This is a genomic window from Streptomyces sp. NBC_01296 (assembly GCF_035984415.1).
Lineage (GTDB): Bacteria > Actinomycetota > Actinomycetes > Streptomycetales > Streptomycetaceae > Streptomyces.
In genome coordinates this window covers 5,200,269-5,216,911 of sequence record NZ_CP130720.1, presented here as the reverse complement: position 1 = coordinate 5,216,911, position 16,643 = coordinate 5,200,269, and the positions used below count along the sequence as shown (strand labels likewise).

The window sequence follows — 16,643 nt, the reverse complement described above, 5'->3', positions numbered from 1 at the left end:
ATCCCATATGGGTCGTTCGCCGCGGCTGTCCGTAGATCCGCCATCGCTTGACCTCGCGTTCCCCGGTCCTCCTACTTTCGGTTCTGTGGATGCGAGGATCTTGAAGAGCAGTTTCGCGGTGGTGGAGAGAAGGGCCGAGCACGCGGTCAAGTACTTCTACTCCCACCTCTTCTGGCACAACCCCGGGATCCGTGAGCTCTTCCCGGCCTCCTCCGAAGACATGGAACGCCAGCGCGACCGGCTCTTCGCCGCACTGACCCACGTGGTCGCCCACATGGACGACGAGGGCCTCCTCCCCTATCTCCACGACCTCGGCCGCGACCACCGCAAGTTCCTCGCCAGGCCCGAGCACTACGCGGCCGTCGGCTCCAGCCTGCTCGCCGCGCTCGCCCGGACCTCCGGCGAGGCCTGGACCCCGGGCGTGGAGAAGGCCTGGTCCGAGGCGTACCAGGTGGTCGCCGACGCCATGATGGAAGGAGCCGCTTCGAGCGAGGACCCGCCGTGGTGGGACGCCGAGATCGTGCGCCACCTCCAGTACGGGCAGGACATGGCGGTGCTGACCCTGCGCCCGCACGCCCCCTTCCCCTATCTCCCCGGCCAGTACGTGAGCGTGAGCAGCGAGCGGGTCCCGAGGATCTGGCGCACGTACTCCCTGGGGAACGCCCCGCGCCCGGACGACACCCTCGACCTGCACGTCAGCCGCATCGAGCAGGGCCGGCTCAGTACCGCCCTGGTCCGCGAGGCCCGGCCCGGCGAGATGCTGCGGCTCGGCGCGGCCGGCGGGCAGCTGACCTTCCGCCGCGCCGACCGGCCGGTCAGCCTCATCGCGGCGGGCACCGGCTGGGCCCCGATCCGGGCCATGCTCGAGGAGCTCGCCGGGCAGCCCCCCGATCAGGACGTACGGCTCTTCGTCGTCGCCCGGGACGCCGCCCACCTCTACGACCGGCCGCTGATCGACGAGTACGCCGCCGCCTTCGGCTGGCTCGGCGTCACCTACATCACGCCCGCCCCCGGGCAGCACCGCAACCAGGCCACCGGGCGGCTCGCGACCGCGCTCGGCCACCGGGCGCTCTGGCCCGACCAGGACGTCTACCTCAGCGGCCCGCCGCCGTTCATCGACGAGACCGCGTACGTGCTCCGGGAGCTCGGCGCCCTCCCCGGGCGGATCTTCCACGACTCCGTACCCGCCGCCGGCACGGGCCACGGCCCGAACGGCCGTCCCCTGGGCTTCGGGGAGTGGTTCCTGGGCCGCCCCGCACCGCACTGGCACAACCCGTCGGGGCGCGCGCCCCGCTAGGCATGCGCTACTCGCCGACGCCCTCGGCGGCGCGGATCGCGTCCCGGTAGACGCGGGCCGCGGCGCGCAGCGCGGTCTCGGGGTCGACGCCCGCCGCCTCGGCGCGCGCCGCCAGTTCCAGCAGTTCGTACCCGATGCCCTCGCCGCGGGGCAGCTCCACGGGCACGCCGCCCGTGCGGACCCGGCCGGCGAGCTTGGCCGCGAGCGCGAGACCGGGCTGGGCCAGCGGGATCCCGTCGGTGACCGACTCCCGCTGCTTCTCGACCGCCTTGGTGCGCTGCCAGTGCGCGCTGACGTCCTCCGGGGTCTGCGCGTCCGCGTCCCCGAAGACGTGCGGGTGCCGGTGGATCAGCTTCTCGACGAGGCTGCCGGCCACGTCGTCGATGGAGAACGGCTCTGCGCCGTCGCCGGGACGGCCTTCCTCGGCGATGCGCGCGTGGAAGACGACCTGGAGGAGTACGTCGCCGAGCTCCTCGCGCAGCGCCTCGCGGTCCCCGTCCTCGATGGCCTCGACCAGCTCGTACGCCTCCTCCGTGGCGTACTTGACCAGTCCCTCGTGGGTCTGGCGCGAGGTCCAGGGGCATTCCCGGCGGACCCGGTCCATCACCTGGACGAGGTCGAGCAGGCGGGCGCCGGGCAGATCGTAGGAGCCGGGCAGCAGCTCGAGGTCGGGCATGTCGACGCGGCCGGAGCCGGCGAGCCGGGCCAGTCCGTCGGTGAGCCGCTGGTCGCCCTCGCCGCCCGGGATCACCACGATCGTGCGGCCGCCGGCGCAGGCCTCGACCAGCGCGTGCGCGTCCGGGGTCTCGTGCGCGACGTCGACGCCCGCCTCGCGCAGGTACGGCAGCTGCGGGTGGCCCGGGTCGGCGCACAGCACCCGGTCCGCGGCGTGCAGGCTCTGCCAGGCGGGCCAGGACAGCAGGCCGGGGGCGACCCGGTGGCTGGCGGTCAGCAGGACGATCCGGCCGGCGGCGGTGTCGCCGGCAGCGGCAGGACCGGCGGCGGGCACGGCGGGGGCGGGTTCGGCGGCGTGGTCGTTCACCCTCCGAACCTACCTCCTCCCCCAGCCTCCGGCCGGGGGTGCCCCCAGGCGGCTCAGGCTCCGGCGGGGGCCTGCTCGGGCCGGGTCCGCTGGACGATCCAGGGGGTGTCCTGGTCGCCGAGCACGATCTGCTGCGCGTCCCAGACGCCGTAGCGCGGGTTCACCTCGATGTGCAGCGCCTTCGCGGCGGAAGCGAGCTTCTCGACGGCCTTGTCCTGGCTGCCGTAGTGGTCGAAGAGCTTGTCGCGCAGCAGCTTGAAGCGGGCGTCGGCATCGAGCTGGCCGGGCGCCAGCTGGGCCTGCTCGAGGGCGGCCGCGGCCAGCTTCTCGCTGCCGCCGGCCTTCTCCAGCTGGGCCGTGCGGAAGTCCTGGACCTCCTTCTCGCCGACGCTCACGCCCGCCTCCTTCGCGGCGCGTTCCAGGACGACGGTCTGGATCATCTTGTTGAGCTTGACGCGCTCCAGGCCGGGCGAGGCCTGGATGAGCTGCGCGGCGGTCGGCCCGGACTCGTTCTGCGCCGCGCGGACGTCGCCCACCTGGGCCTGGAGCGCGGAGGTGGTGATCCGTTCGCCGCCGACGACGGCCGCGGTGCCGGGGCGGGCCTGACCCGAGCAGGCGGACAGCAGGGGGGCCGCCGCGAGCAGGGCGGCGGAGACGGAGAGCGCTGTGCGACGGTGCAAAGGAGCCTCCAGGGCCGGGAGATTGTGCGTCGGTGCACAAGGGCCGTGCGGTGATCGATGGTATGCAGTCAAGCGGTTCCGAGCCACCGCTTCGACCAACGATTCCCGGGGTGTTGGGGTACGCGTCTGTTGATGTCACCGCCACCCCCCGGCCACCCTTTGGTCCACCGGCGCTGCCAAAGTCGGCCCACCATGTCGACACCGCACCGCTCGCCGCGCCGCCGGAGCCTGCACGGCTCGGCCCTCGCCGCCCTGATCACGGTGGTGGCCGTGTGCGCCGGGGACGCGGCCGCCCGCGTGTTCCCGTACGGGCACCGCCACCGCAGCATCAACGACCTCGGGAACCAGTTCGTCCCCTTCCACGCCCACCTGTGGGACCTCCTGCACGGGCGGGCGCAGGGCGGGCTGCTGCTCAACTGGCAGTCCGGCTACGGCACGAGCTTCCTGCCCGATTTCGGCACCTACCTCTCGAGCCCGTTCGCGGTGCTCGTCGGCCTGTTCCCGCGCGAGGACATCGACCTCGCCGTGTACGTGGTCACCGTGCTGAAGATGGCCGCCGCCGCGGCGGCGATGGCCTGGCTGCTGCGTACGCTGCGCCGCGGGCCCTGGTGGGCGGCGGGGCTGCTGGCGGCCTCGTACGCGCTGTGCGGCTGGTCGGTGATCGAGGCCTCGTACAACCCGATGTGGCTGGACGGGCTGATCGCGTTCCCGCTCCTGTGTCTGACGGGTGAATGGGCGCTGCGGGGGCGCCGGCCGGCGGTCGCCGTCCTCGTGGTGGCGGTGTGCTGGACGGCGAACTTCTACACGGCCTACATGGCGACGCTGGGCGCGGCGCTGGTGCTCCTGTTGCGGGTGGTGCTGACGCGCCAGGGGGTACGGGAGCGGCTGCGGGTGCTCGTCCGCGGGGCGGGGACGACCCTGCTGGGCATCGCGGTCTCCGCCCCGGTGCTGGTCCCCCTCTTCCTGAGCTCGAAGCAGGCGTACCCGGGGTGGACGCGGCAGTTCGCGCCGGTGTCCTGGCCGGACGTGTTCGCGCGGGTCCTGCCCGCCACGTACTCCTTCTCCTCGCCGGCGCTCTTCGTGGGTACGGGCACGCTGCTGCTGGTGGCGGCCCTGCCGTTCCACCGGGCGGTGCCGCCGGCCACCCGCCTGGGGTGGGCGGGGCTGACGGCGGCCGTCCTGCTCTCCTTCCAGTGGACGCCGACGCACCTGGCCTGGCACGTGTTCGCGACCCCGAACGGAAGCCCGTACCGGCAGACGTTCGTGCTGGCCGGGGTGGCCGTGATCGCCGCGTGGACCGGGCTCGCGACGGCCGGGCTGCCCGGGCCGCGGGCGCTGGCGGGCGGGGCGGCGGTGCTGGCCGCGGCGGCCGTGGCGGCGAGCGGCAGCACGCTGGCGACGACGTGGGGGTTCGCCCTGTTCTGCGGCGGGCTCGCGCTCGCGGCGGCGGCCTGGTGGTGCCTGCGCCACCGCAGGCTGGTCCTCCCGGCGGCCGGGGTGCTGGCGCTGGTGCTGGTCGGCCAGGCCGCCGCGACGACGGCGTTCGGGCACAAGGGCAAGTTGGGCGGCCTGGACGACTACCCCTCGTGGGGGGCGGCCCACACGGCGCGCGCCGAGGCCCTGGCCGGCGCCGAGGGCTGGCCGGCGTACCGCACGGACCCGAGCCGGCCGGCGCTGTCGGGCAACGATCCGCTGCTGCTGGGCGGGGAGGGCGGCGCGTACTACAGCAGCCACACCCCCGACGTGTTCACGCGGACGATGGTGGCCCTCGGGGCGGGCTGGACCTCGCGCGGGCGCAACGTGCAGAGCATCGACAACCCGGTGACGGACGCCGTCTTCGCCGTCGGCGCCCGCCTGCGGCCGGACGGCACGATCGGCCGCGCCCAGGTGCCCCCTCTGATCACGATCCGTCCGCCGGGGCCCACGCCGTCGTACGCCGACGGCGACGGGCCGCCCTTCGCCGACCAGGAACTCCTGCTGGGCGCCCGGGTGTACGAGGACCCCGTCTCCCCCGGGGTGTGCCGCGCGGGCACGGAGGCCTACCTGTGGGCCCCGGAGTACAACGCGACGGCCCGCCTCGCGGACGGCCCCGCCTTCCGGCTGAACGGCAACTCCCCCCGCAACCGGGCGGCCCTCCAGCCGCTGGGCGCCTCCCGGGGGGCCTCTTCGGCGCTGGTCTTCGACGCTGCCGCGCCCCCGCGCTGGGCCCTGTCCTGCCTGGACCGCGCCCGCCTGGACCCGGCGGTGGCCGCGCTCCGCGCGACGGCGCCGACGTCCCTGCGGGTCGGCTCGTCGACCGTGCGCGCCACCGTCCCGGCGGGCACCACGGGCACGGCGGTCCTCTCGTCCCCGGCGATCGCGGGCTGGACCTGCAACGACCGCCCGGCGACGCCGTACCTGGGCCTGGTCTCCGTCCCGGTGACCCCGGGCACCACCACGATCAGCTGCTCGTTCCGCCCCCCGGGGCTCCTCCCGGGCACGGCCGTCGCGGGAACGGCCCTCCTGCTGCTGGGCGCGTTCCTCGCGGCGCAGCGGCGCCGCAGGCCCCGGAGCGGCCGACCGGACGTGCCGGGCACCCGGGAGGCCGACGCCTCCGCGGAGCTCGCCGCGACCGGGGCCCGGGCCGCGGGCGTCAGCGGACCTGGCTGAGCCAGTGCAGGGTGCGGCGGACCTCGGTCGAGAAGGGGTGCGCCGGGCCGTGGACGCGCTCCGCGTCGAACAGGAGGCGGGCCAGGGTGTCGTGGGCCGCGGGGCGGTCGCCCATGGAGAGCAGCAGCTGGGCTATCCGGCGGCGGACCTCCAACGGGAGGCCGGGGTCCGGGTTGGCGTAGTGGTTCTCGAACAGCGGGAGCAGGGAGCGGTATTCGGCCAGGGCGGCCCCGGGGGCGCCGAGCTGCTCCAGGCACTGGGCCGCGTCGTAGCGGAACCGCAGGGACTGCGGGTCGCCGGCCGGGAACTCGTCGGCGAGGCGGCGCAGTTCGGGCAGGGCTCGGCGGTACTGGCCGTCGTCCATCAGCGTGGCGGCGTACTGCTTGCGCAGCGAGCGGACCACCGGTGAGTGCTCGCCGTGCTCGGCCTCCGCGGCCGGGAGGATCCCGCCGAGGATGTCCACGGCCTGGGTGAGGCGGCCCTCGTCCAGGAGGCTGCGGGCCTCGTCCACCGCGGCCGGGATGTCCGGCTTGCGGGGCGGCGTCGGCGGGACGGTCGGCTGCGGCGGGATGGTGGAGGCGCGGTCCGGCCAGGGGGCGTGGGGGCGCAGGAAGGGGCGGGTCGGGTCGAGCGTGCCCGCCGGCGTGCCCTCCTTGGGCAGCAGCGACGCGAGGGCCTCGTACACGTGCTGTGCGGAGGCGGGCCGGTCCTGCGGGTCCTTCGCGAGCAGGTGGAGCAGGACCGCCTCGAGCTGGTGCGGGATCTCGGGGCGCATCCTGCGGACCGGGACCGGCGGCTCGTACAGGTGGCGGTGCAGTACGCCGAGTGCGGTGGACCCGGCGAACGGGACGTTGCCGCTGAGGAGTTCGTACAGCAGCACGCCGAGCGCGTAGAGGTCGGTGTGGGGGCCCACCGCGCCGCCCATCGCCTGCTCGGGCGCCATGTACGCCGGGCTGCCGATCGGGGTGCCGGTGCTGGTGAGGCGGGTGGTGTCGGTGTCCATCACCGAGGCGACACCGAGGTCGAGGACCAGCACGGTGCCGTCCGGGCGGATCATCACGTTGCGCGGCTTCAGGTCGCGGTGCACGATCGGCACCGCGTGCACGGCCGACAGCACGCCGCACAGCTGCGCGACCACGGCGACCGCCCACGGCCAGGGGTACGGGTCGTGCTGGGCGAGGTGGTCGGCGAGGTCGGTGCCCTCGACGTAGCCCATGACGAGGAACAGCTCGTCGCCGTCACTGCCCGCGTCGTGGACGGTGACCAGGCCCGGGTGGTCCACCTGGGCCGTGACCCGGCATTCGCGCACGAAGCGGCGGCGCAGCTCGTCGGCGACGGAGCCGGGGCCGGCCACCTTGTCGGGGCGCAGCAGCTTGACGGCGACGCGGCGGTCCAGCCGCTGGTCGTACGCCGTCCAGACCTGGCCCATGCCGCCCTGTCCGAGGATCGAGGCGAGCTGGTAGCGCTCGCCGATGATCCGGTCGTCGTCCGTCACCGGGCCGGGCCCTCACCCTCGTTGCCGGGCGTGTTCGGGTTCGCCTGCGGGTTCGGGTGCGGGTGCGGCGTCTGCTTGCGCAGCAGTTCGCTCAGCTCGTCGAGCTCGGCGCGCACCTGTCCGATCCGCGGCGGGGTGGCCGGCCCGGGAGCCGGTGCGGGGGCCGGGGTCGGCGTCGGGGTCGGGGTGTGCTGCTGGGCCGGCGGGTATCCGTACGCCGGGCGGGCCTGCTGCTGCGGCGGAACGTACGGCGCGGGCTGCGCCGGGTACCAGGGGGCGGTCGGGACGGCCGCCGCCCGGGATCCGTAGTGGCGGATGTCGGCGACGAGGAAGTACACGCAGGTCAGGAAGCCGGTGATGATGATGCCGAAGGCTCCGGTATTGCCCTGCCAGCCGTCGGTGTTGGGCGTCGGGTCGGCGCCGATCAGCGCGATCCAGGCGACGCTGAGCGCGCAGTTGACGGCCAGCAGCCACCAGTCCCGGGGCTTGCGGGTGACGACCGCGAGCCGCAGCATCGTGCCCCAGGCCAGGAAGCCGCAGCTCAGGACGGGCAGCAGGGCGAACAGCACGCGCAGTGCCACGATTCCCCCGGTACTGGGCTGGGGGCCTTGCTGCGGCGGGAGGCCGGGGCCGTGCATCGCTGCTCCTGACGGACCGTGTCGACGAAGTTTCGGGTCTGAGCGTATACAGCGTTTCCGGCCGCCAGTGAGGGGATGCGCGCAACCGTTGCAGGGTCGCCGCACACCTCCGGCCGCCGCGGGCCGCGCCGCCGGGGCGGAAATCGTCGAGGCCCCCTGACCGGCGGCGACTACCCTCGGCAGTCGAGTTGTTGTTCCAGGGGGGAATCCACATGCGGAGCCGGACCATCGGTGCGTCGGTACTGGCCACGACGGCCCTTTTCGGGCTGACGACGGGCTGCCTGCCGGGGGGCGGGGGCAAGGCCGCCGACATCGGCAGGGCGGCCCGCGCCGCCGAGCAGGCCCCGGGCGGGGCCACGCCGTCGCCGACGGCCAAGGGCAAGGACAAGAGCACCGGCGTGCTCGCCGACCTGTCGGGCGCCGAGATCCTGAGCCAGTCGTACGAGGCCATGCGCAAGGTCGAGTCGGCGCACGTCGTCGCCAAGATGCACGACGACGCCCGGCAGGTGGAGTTCGATCTCTCCCTCGACAGGAAGAACGACTGCAACGGCGCGATCCGGTACGAGGGAATGGGCAAGGTGGACCTCATCAAGTCCACCGACCTCATGCATTTCAAGGGGGACGCCGACTACTGGCGGGCCGTGGCCGCGAAGAAGCACACCCCCAAGAAGCAGACGGATGCGATGGTCACCATGCTCGCCGACCGCTGGCTGAAGATGCCGCTCTCCGATCCCGAGGCCACTTCGATCGCGCACGTCTGCGACCTGGGCAAGCTGACGGGCGGCGGCAGCAAGCCCAGCCCGCTGGCCCGCAAGGGCGAGACGGTCGCCATCGACGGCAAGCAGGCGCTGACGATCACCTCGGCGGCCAAGGAGGGTACGGAGATCGACTACATAGCCGCCCAGGGCACCCCGTACCTGCTCAAGTCCACGATTTCGGGGGACGCGTCCGGAGAGATCCTCTTCTCCGCCTTCGGTGCTCCGGTCGACACGGCCCTGCCGGAAGGCGCGGACGTCCTGGACCTGTCGAAGCTGCGCGACGGCGCCCCCGGCGAATCGGTCTGAGCGCGACCTCGACGGGCGGATCCCCGAGAACGCGCGTAGCGTCGCACAAGGGATACGGAAGGGAGCTCTCGCATGGGGATCCTCGACAAGGCCAAGGAACTGCTGCACGGCCACGGCAAGCAGGCGAAGCAGGCGTCCGACGCCGCCGAGCAGCAGATCAACCAGCGCACCGGCGACAAGTACGCCAAGCAGGTCGACCAGGGCCAGCAGCAGGTCGAGAAGCAGCTGGGCATCGACGACGACCCGAACCGGTAGCCCGCGCCCGACCGGCCCGCGGCGCGGCCGGGGACCCGCAGGTCACCGGCCGCGCGCCTGGCCGTACGGAGGCGCTTACGACCCGAGGATCGTGGTGAGGAACTCCCCGGTCCAGGCCAGCAGTTCCCGGCCGACGAGCGGCTTCCCGCCCACCCGGGCGGTCTTCGGCCGCGGGATCAGCACCTGCGAGGTGGCCGGCTTGAGCACCGCGCCGGGGTAGAGCCGCTTGAGCCGCAGCTCCTGCGATTCGCGCAACTCCACCGGCCCGAAGCGGATGTTGGCGCCCTGGAGGGTGATGTCGCCGACCCCGCAGGCCCGCGCCAGCATCCGCAGCCCCGCCACCAGCAGCAGGTTCTCCACCGGCTCCGGCAGCTTGCCGTAGCGGTCGTGCAGCTCCTCGCGCACGGCCGTGACGTCCGCCTCGGAGTTCGCCGACGCGATGGAGCGGTACGCCTGCAGGCGCAGCCGCTCGCCGGGCGCGTAGTCGTGCGGGACGTGCGCGTCGACCGGCAGCTCGATCTTGACCTCGAGCGGCGGCTCCTCCTCCACCCCGCCCTCGACGGCGGCCCGGTAGTCGGCCACGGCCTCGCCGACCATGCGGATGTAGAGGTCGAAGCCGACGCCCGCGATGTGGCCGGACTGCTCGCCGCCGAGCAGGTTGCCCGCGCCGCGGATCTCCAGGTCCTTCATCGCCACGTACATGCCGGCGCCCATCTCGGTGTGCTGGGCGATCGTCGCGAGCCGCTCGTGCGCGGTCTCGGTCAGCGGCTTCTCCGGCGGGTAGAGGAAGTACGCGTACCCGCGCTCGCGCCCGCGGCCGACGCGGCCGCGCAGCTGGTGCAGCTGGGAGAGGCCGAAGTTGTCGCCGCGCTCCACGATGAGGGTGTTGGCGTTGGAGATGTCGATGCCGGACTCGACGATCGTCGTGGAGACGAGGACGTCGAACTTCTTCTCCCAGAAGTCCACGACGACCTGCTCCAGGGCCTGCTCGGACATCTGGCCGTGCGCGGTCGCGATCCGCGCCTCGGGGACGATCTCGCGCAGCTTGGCGGCCGCCCGGTCGATGGACTCGACCCGGTTGTGGATGTAGAAGCACTGGCCCTCGCGCAGCAGTTCGCGCCGGATGGCCGCGCCGATCTGCTTCTCCTCGTACGGGCCGACGAAGGTGAGCACCGGGTGGCGCTCCTCGGGCGGGGTGGTGATGGTCGACATCTCGCGGATGCCGGTCACCGCCATCTCCAGGGTGCGCGGGATCGGGGTCGCGGACATGGTCAGCACGTCGACGTTGGCGCGCAGCTTCTTCAGCTGCTCCTTGTGCTCGACGCCGAAGCGCTGCTCCTCGTCGACGATGACCAGGCCCAGGTCCTTGAACTTGGTCTCCTGCGAGAAGAGCCGGTGCGTGCCGATGACGATGTCCACGGAGCCCTCGCGCAGGCCCTCCAGGGTGACCTTGGACTCGCTGTCGCTCTGGAAGCGGGAGAGCGCCTTCACGCTGACCGGGAACTGGCTGTAGCGCTCGGAGAACGTCCCGAAGTGCTGCTGCACGAGCAGCGTGGTGGGGACGAGGACGGCGACCTGCTTGCCGTCCTGGACCGCCTTGAAGGCGGCGCGGACCGCGATCTCGGTCTTGCCGTAGCCGACGTCGCCGCAGATGAGGCGGTCCATGGGGACGGACTTCTCCATGTCCTCCTTGACCTCGGCGATGGTGGTGAGCTGGTCGGGCGTCTCCGCGTACGGGAAGGCGTCCTCCAGCTCGCGCTGCCAGGGGGTGTCGGGGCCGAAGGTGTGGCCGGGGGCGGCCATGCGGGCGCTGTAGAGCTTGATGAGGTCGGCGGCGATCTCCTTGACCGCCTTCTTGGCGCGCGCCTTGGTCTTGGTCCAGTCGGCGCCGCCGAGCCGGTGCAGGGTCGGGGCCTCGCCGCCGACGTACTTGGTGACCTGCTCCAGCTGGTCGGTCGGGATGTAGAGGCGGTCGCCGGGCTGGCCGCGCTTGGCGGGGGCGTACTCGACGAGGAGGTACTCGCGGGTGGCGCCCTGCACGGTGCGCTGGACCATCTCGATGTAGCGGCCGACGCCGTGCTGCTCGTGGACGATGTAGTCGCCGACGCCCAGGGTGAGGGGGTCGATGGACTTGCGGCGCCGGGTCGGCATCCGGCCCAGGTCCTTGGTGGCGGTGCGCTGGCCGGTCAGGTCGGTCTCGGTGAGGACGGCGATCTTGAGCGCGGGGTCGAGGAACCCGTTGTCGAGCGAGCCGCACGCCACGTGGACGATCGACGGCTCCAGGGTGCGCAGATCGGCCTCCAGGCGGGCCGCGATGCCCTCTCCGCCGAGCACCTCGACGGTGCGGGCGGCCGGGCCGTGGCCCTCGGTGAGGTAGACGGTGTGCCAGCCGTCGGCGATCCAGCCCTTGGTGTCGGCGAGCGCGCGGGCGGTGTCGCCGCGGTAGGCCTCGGGAGCGTGCATGCCCAGTTTCAGGGTGTCCCCGGCGCCGTTGACCTCGTCGGCGGCGAAGGGGGACACCGACCACCACATCATGCCGAGCTCGCGCGCGTGCTCCCGTACGTCCGCGATCCCGCGCAGCGAGGCCGCGCCGACGTCGATCGGGGCCTCGCCGCCGCCGGCGGTGGCGGCCCAGGAGGCCATCAGGAACTCCTGCGAGGTCGCCACCAGGTCGGCGGCCCGGGTGCGCACCCGCTCCGGGTCGCACACCACGGCCATGGACCCGGCCGGCAGGACGTCGATCAGCAGTTCCATGTCGTCGACCAGGACCGGGGCGAGGGACTCCATGCCCTCCACCGCGATCCCCTCGGCGATCTTGTTCAGCAGTTCGCCGAGCTCGGGGTGCTCCTCGGCGAGGGCCGCGGCCCGCCCCCGCACCTCGTCGGTCAGCAGCAGCTCCCGGCAGGGCGGAGCCCACAGCCCGTGCTCGGCGACCTCCAGGGACCGCTGGTCGGCGATCTTGAAGTAGCGGATCTCCTCGACCTCGTCGCCCCAGAACTCCACGCGCAGCGGGTGCTCCTCGGTGGGCGGGAACACGTCGAGGATGCCGCCGCGCACGGCGAACTCCCCGCGCTTCTCGACGAGCTCGACGCGGGAGTACGCGGCCGCGGCCAGCGCCTCGGTGATCTCCCCCAGATCGGCGCTCACGCCCTGCCGCAGGCTCACGGGGACCAGCTCCCCGAGCCCCTTGACCTGCGGCTGGAGCACGGATCTGATCGGCGCGACGACGACGGAGACGGGCCCTGCGGCCGGGTCGTCCTTGCTCGGGTGCACGAGGCGGCGCAGTACGGCGAGGCGCCGGCCCACGGTGTCGCTGCGCGGCGAGAGCCGCTCGTGCGGAAGGGTCTCCCAGGACGGGTACTCGGCCACCTCGTCGGGCGGCAGGAACGAGCGCAGCGCGGCGGCCAGGTCCTCGGCCTCCCGCCCGGTGGCGGTGACCGCGAGCACGGTCCGCTCGGTTCTGGCGGCCAGCGCGGCGATGGCGAAGGGCCGTGCGGCGGGCGGTCCGACGAGGTCCACGTGCATGCGGTTGCCGTCGCCGGCCGCGGTGACCGCCTCGGCGAGGGCCGGGTCCCGGGTGACGGCGTCGAGCAGTCCGTGCAGGCTCATGAAAGGAGGCTTCCGTCCGGTGGAGGGGCAACGCGAAGGGCCCGACACGTCTCACGGGCCGGGGCTTCCCACCCTACGACGCCGCCCCCTCACCCGCGCGAGGGATTGCGGTCACTCCGCCGAGTGACACGGTGTGAACAGCGGACGGCCCCGGCCGGCCCGGAGGGGCCGACCGGGGCCGTCGGCCCCCCGTACGACCGCGCAGCTACTCGCTCGCGATCGCGTTCAGTACGTTCATCCGCCCTGCCCGGAAGGCCGGGACCAGTGCGGCGAACAGGCCCACGAAGGCCGACCCGGCGAAGACGCCGATGATCGTCGGCCAGGGGATCTCCAGCACCTTCAGGCCCTGGAGGGCGAGCAGCTGCTGCGCGGTGGCTCCCCAGCCCATGCCCAGGCCGAGGCCCAGGAGGGCGCCGAAGAGGGCGATGACCACCGACTCCAGGCGGATCATGCGGCGCAGCTGGCGGCGGGAGAGGCCGATGGCGCGCATCAGGCCGATCTCGCGGGTCCGCTCGACCACCGAGAGGGCGAGGGTGTTCACGACACCCAGGACCGCCACGATGATCGCGAGGGCGAGGAGCCCGTAGACCATGTTCAGCAGCTGGCCGACCTGGTCCTGGAGGTTCTTCTTGTAGTCGGTCTGGTTGCGCACCTTGTACTGCGGGTACTCGGCGAGCGCCGTCTTGACCGACTGGTACGCGGTGGCGTCGGACTGCCCGTCCTGGGCGCTGGCCAGCAGCATGAAGGGGAGCGGCAGCCGGTCGGCCGGGACGTTCGCCCGGGCCACCTCGGTGCTGATGTACTTCATGGTCTTGTCGAGGTTGCCCTCGTCGCTGGTGATCGCGGCGACCTTCAGCTTGACCGTGTTGCCGCCGGTGAAGGCGACCGTCAGCTGGTCGCCGACCTTGACGCCGTGCTTGGTGGCGTATTCGGAGCCGACCGACATCGCGTTCGCCCCGTACGCCGCGGCGTGCTCGCCGGCGACCATCTTGCGCCGGATGTCCTTGGCGTACGTCGGGTCGGTGGCGCCGAGACCCACCTCCTCGGAGGTGCCGTCGGGGGCGGTGACCTTGGCCGCCACCTCGCGGTAGGCGGTGACGTGGTCGAGGCCCTTGGTGGCGCGCAGGGCCTGTTCGGCCTGCGGCAGCACGGGCTGCCCGGTCCCGGAGTCGACGATGTAGTCCGCGCCGACCGACTTGTCGAGCTCGTCGGTGGCGGAGGCCACCATCGAGGAGCCGACCACCGACAGACAGGCGACGAGCGCCAGTCCGATCATCAGCGCGGCGGCGGTGGCGCCGGTACGGCGCGGGTTGCGCAGCGCGTTGCGCTCGGCGAGGCGGCCGACGGACCCGAAGGGCCGCAGGACCACGCCGGAGAGCAGCCGGACCACGCCGCCGGCGAGCAGCGGGCCGATCACGATGAAGCCGATGAGGGTGAACAGCACGCCCATGGCCAGCCAGAGCGAGCCGGGCGCGGCCTTGTCGGCGGCCGCGGCGAGGAACAGGCCCGCGCCGCCGATGCCGGTCAGGACCAGGCCCAGGACCGCCCGGATGCGGCCGGCCTTCTTGTCGCCGGGGGTGCCGGCGTCGCGCAGGGCGGCCATCGGGGAGACCTTGCCGGCCCGGCGGGCCGGGATGAACGCGGAGACGACGGTGACGATGATGCCGAGCACCAGGCCCACGACCGGGGTGGTCCAGGCGACGGTCAGGTCGTCGGTGGACAGGTGCATGCCCATCTGGCCCATGAGCTTCATCAGGCCGACGGCCAGGCCCACACCGGCCCCGACACCGAGGAGCGAGCCGACGAAGCCGAGCAGCAGTGCCTCGACGACCACGGACTTGAGCACCTGCCCGCTGTCGGCGCCGATGGCGCGCATCAGGCCGATCTCGCGGGTGCGCTGGGCGACCAGCATCGAGAAGGTGTTGAAGATCAGGAAGATGCCGACGAGGAAGGCGATCCCGGCGAAGCCGAGCATCACGTACTTCATGACGTTCAGGAAGGAGCCGACGTTCTTGCGGTTGGCGTCCGCGGCCTCCTTCGCGGTCTGCAGCTTGTACGTGTCCGCGCCGACGGCGGCAGCCACGTTCTGCTTGAGCTGCTCGTCGCTGACCCCGTCCTTGGCGGTCACGTTGACGTGCGTGAAGAGGCCGGGTCCGCCGAGCAGCTTCTCCTGCGCGGTGGCGGTGTCGAAGTAGACGATCGCGGCACCCGGGTTGGTCACGGTGAAGGTGGCGATACCGCTGATCCGGGCGCGGATGTCGCCGGTGACGGCGATGGTGCGCAGCTCGTCGCCCAGCTTGAGGTGGTGCTTCTCGGCGGTGTCGGCGTCGACCATCATCTCGGTCGGGCCGCGCGGGGCCTGGCCGGAGGTGATCTTCATCGACTTGAGCTCGTTGTCGTTCCAGTTGCCCGCGATGGTCGGGGCGCCGGTGGTCGAGCCCAGGTTCTCGTTCTTGGCGTTGACGACCGTGACGGACATCGAGACGACGCCGCCCTCGGCGCCCTTGACCCCCTCGGCCTTCTTGACCTGCTCGACGACCGAGGCGGCCAGCGCCTCGGGCTTGCCGCGGTCCGGAATGTCCTCGCCGCCCCCGGCCGCCTTCGGAGTGACCGTGACGTCGGAGTTGGTGACGGCGAACAGCTTGTCGAAGGTGGTGTTCATGGTGTCGGTGAACACCAGGGTGCCGCAGACGAAGGCGACGGAGAGCAGGACGGCGACGGCGGAGAGCGCCATCCGCCCCTTGTGCGCGACGAAGTTGCGCCGCGAGGTCTTCAGGACGGTGTTGCTCACGAGGTCCGCCCGCGCGCGTCAAAGTCCTTCATGCGGTCGAGGACCTGGTCGGCGGTGGGCCCGTACATCTCGTCCACGATCCGGCCGTCGGCCAGGAAGATCACGCGGTCCGCGTACGAGGCGGCCACCGGGTCGTGCGTGACCATCACGATGGTCTGGCCGAGCTCGTCCACCGAGCGGCGCAGGAAGCCGAGGACCTCGGCGCCCGCCCGGGAGTCCAGGTTTCCGGTGGGCTCGTCGCCGAAGATGATCTGCGGGCGGGCCGCGAGGGCGCGGGCCACGGCCACGCGCTGCTGCTGGCCGCCGGAGAGCTCGGTCGGGCGGTGCTTGAGGCGGCCCGCGAGGCCGACGGTCTCCACGACCCGGTTCAGCCACTCCGCATCGGGCTTGCGGCCCGCTATGTCCATGGGGAGCGTGATGTTCTCCAGGGCGTTGAGCGTCGGCAGCAGGTTGAAGGCCTGGAAGATGAAGCCGATCCGGTCGCGGCGCAGCTGCGTGAGCTTCTTGTCCTTCAGGCCGGTGATCTCGGTGTCGTCCAGGTGGATCTGCCCGCTGGTCACCGTGTCGAGACCGGCGAGGCAGTGCATCAGCGTGGACTTGCCGGAGCCGGAGGGGCCCATGATCGCCGTGAACTGGCCGCGCTTGATGTCCACGTCCACCTCGTCGAGGGCGACCACGCGGGTCTCCCCGGCGCCGTAGGCCTTGACGACCTTGCGCGCCCGGGCCGCGACGGCTTCATGCCCTCCAGTACCCCCGTGCCTGGTTTCGGTCATAGCCGTTGTCACGGTGCTTCCCCCTCGTTCGTTCGCGTTGCCGCGCATGTGGCCGGATCCTGCGTACCGGCCGGATCCTGCGTGTGGTGCCGTCGTGAAGTCTGCGGGGCGGAGGCGGCCGGCGCGCTGGTGCCCATCGCCGTATCCACCGGGGGGTTAACCCCACCCCCGCTCGTATGAACCAGTTAAGGACCTCCCGGAGCCGTTCTCCTCCTCCGCCGGGACGAAAGGCCCCTGGACCCTTGTGAGGAGCAACCCTTAGGGGTTCTCCACCCTTTGGGGGATCAGCTCTGGGGGATACCGCCGGATACGCCGTGATGAGAGGGTGTTCCCCGCAGGTACGTGCACGG

Annotated in this window: 11 protein-coding genes; 4 read left to right on the top strand and 7 right to left on the bottom strand. The window is 72.7% G+C overall.

What is annotated here, in order from left to right; translation table 11 throughout:
- The first annotated feature begins 100 nt into the window (after nucleotides 1-100).
- Nucleotides 101-1,297 carry a globin domain-containing protein gene (locus OG299_RS23760; protein WP_327362553.1) on the top strand — a complete coding sequence of 399 codons (1,197 nt, stop codon included), beginning with the start codon at nucleotides 101-103 and terminating at the stop codon, nucleotides 1,295-1,297.
- Between the two features lie 7 nt (nucleotides 1,298-1,304).
- Here OG299_RS23760 and OG299_RS23755 read toward each other — a convergent pair whose 3' ends face one another.
- Nucleotides 1,305-2,306: a nucleoside triphosphate pyrophosphohydrolase gene (locus tag OG299_RS23755; protein ID WP_327364584.1), complete on the bottom strand. Its 1,002-nt coding sequence runs from the start codon at nucleotides 2,304-2,306 to the stop codon at nucleotides 1,305-1,307.
- An 86-nt stretch (nucleotides 2,307-2,392) separates the two neighbouring features.
- Nucleotides 2,393-3,019, bottom strand: coding sequence for a SurA N-terminal domain-containing protein (locus OG299_RS23750; RefSeq protein ID WP_266628645.1), 627 nt, complete (start codon nucleotides 3,017-3,019; stop codon nucleotides 2,393-2,395).
- Between the two features lie 192 nt (nucleotides 3,020-3,211).
- On the opposite strand from OG299_RS23750, the gene OG299_RS23745 reads away from it, so the two are divergent.
- Nucleotides 3,212-5,668, top strand: coding sequence for a YfhO family protein (locus OG299_RS23745; protein WP_327362552.1), 2,457 nt, complete (start codon nucleotides 3,212-3,214; stop codon nucleotides 5,666-5,668).
- Here the strand turns inward: OG299_RS23745 and OG299_RS23740 are convergent.
- Both OG299_RS23740 and OG299_RS23735 read right to left on the bottom strand, forming a co-directional pair.
- Nucleotides 5,652-7,163: a protein kinase domain-containing protein gene (locus tag OG299_RS23740; RefSeq protein ID WP_327362551.1), complete on the bottom strand. Its 1,512-nt coding sequence runs from the start codon at nucleotides 7,161-7,163 to the stop codon at nucleotides 5,652-5,654. The genes OG299_RS23745 and OG299_RS23740 overlap by 17 nt on opposite strands.
- Nucleotides 7,160-7,744 carry a hypothetical protein gene (locus OG299_RS23735; protein ID WP_323179064.1) on the bottom strand — a complete coding sequence of 195 codons (585 nt, stop codon included), beginning with the start codon at nucleotides 7,742-7,744 and terminating at the stop codon, nucleotides 7,160-7,162. The genes OG299_RS23740 and OG299_RS23735 overlap by 4 nt, the downstream gene beginning before the upstream one ends.
- 269 nt (nucleotides 7,745-8,013) lie before the next feature.
- Here OG299_RS23735 and OG299_RS23730 point away from each other — a divergent pair, with 269 nt between their 5' ends.
- Nucleotides 8,014-8,865, top strand: coding sequence for a hypothetical protein (locus OG299_RS23730; protein WP_327362550.1), 852 nt, complete (start codon nucleotides 8,014-8,016; stop codon nucleotides 8,863-8,865).
- A gap of 72 nt (nucleotides 8,866-8,937) precedes the next feature.
- Nucleotides 8,938-9,120 (top strand): antitoxin, encoded by a 183-nt coding sequence (locus OG299_RS23725; protein ID WP_266628637.1) that lies wholly within the window; start codon nucleotides 8,938-8,940, stop codon nucleotides 9,118-9,120.
- A gap of 75 nt (nucleotides 9,121-9,195) precedes the next feature.
- Here the strand turns inward: OG299_RS23725 and mfd are convergent, their stop codons facing one another.
- The 3 genes from mfd to OG299_RS23710 form a co-directional block, all read right to left on the bottom strand.
- Nucleotides 9,196-12,729: a transcription-repair coupling factor gene (gene mfd, locus OG299_RS23720; RefSeq protein WP_327362549.1), complete on the bottom strand. Its 3,534-nt coding sequence runs from the start codon at nucleotides 12,727-12,729 to the stop codon at nucleotides 9,196-9,198.
- Nucleotides 12,730-12,934: 205 nt separating this feature from the next.
- Nucleotides 12,935-15,463: an ABC transporter permease gene (locus OG299_RS23715; RefSeq protein ID WP_266633493.1), complete on the bottom strand. Its 2,529-nt coding sequence runs from the start codon at nucleotides 15,461-15,463 to the stop codon at nucleotides 12,935-12,937.
- A gap of 53 nt (nucleotides 15,464-15,516) precedes the next feature.
- Nucleotides 15,517-16,293 carry an ABC transporter ATP-binding protein gene (locus OG299_RS23710; RefSeq protein WP_369778606.1) on the bottom strand — a complete coding sequence of 259 codons (777 nt, stop codon included), beginning with the start codon at nucleotides 16,291-16,293 and terminating at the stop codon, nucleotides 15,517-15,519.
- Between the last annotated feature and the right edge of the window lie 350 nt (nucleotides 16,294-16,643).

Bases quoted from the DNA above. Each gene is read 5' to 3' on its own strand.
- OG299_RS23745 (WP_327362552.1), top strand. From the start codon at position 3,212: ATGTCGACACCGCACCGCTCGCCGCGCCGCCGGAGCCTGCACGGCTCG.
- OG299_RS23730 (WP_327362550.1), top strand. From the start codon at position 8,014: ATGCGGAGCCGGACCATCGGTGCGTCGGTACTGGCCACGACGGCCCTT.
- OG299_RS23725 (WP_266628637.1), top strand. From the start codon at position 8,938: ATGGGGATCCTCGACAAGGCCAAGGAACTGCTGCACGGCCACGGCAAG.
- mfd (WP_327362549.1), bottom strand. From the start codon at position 12,729: ATGAGCCTGCACGGACTGCTCGACGCCGTCACCCGGGACCCGGCCCTC.
- OG299_RS23715 (WP_266633493.1), bottom strand. From the start codon at position 15,463: ATGGCGCTCTCCGCCGTCGCCGTCCTGCTCTCCGTCGCCTTCGTCTGC.
- OG299_RS23710 (WP_369778606.1), bottom strand. From the start codon at position 16,293: ATGACCGAAACCAGGCACGGGGGTACTGGAGGGCATGAAGCCGTCGCG.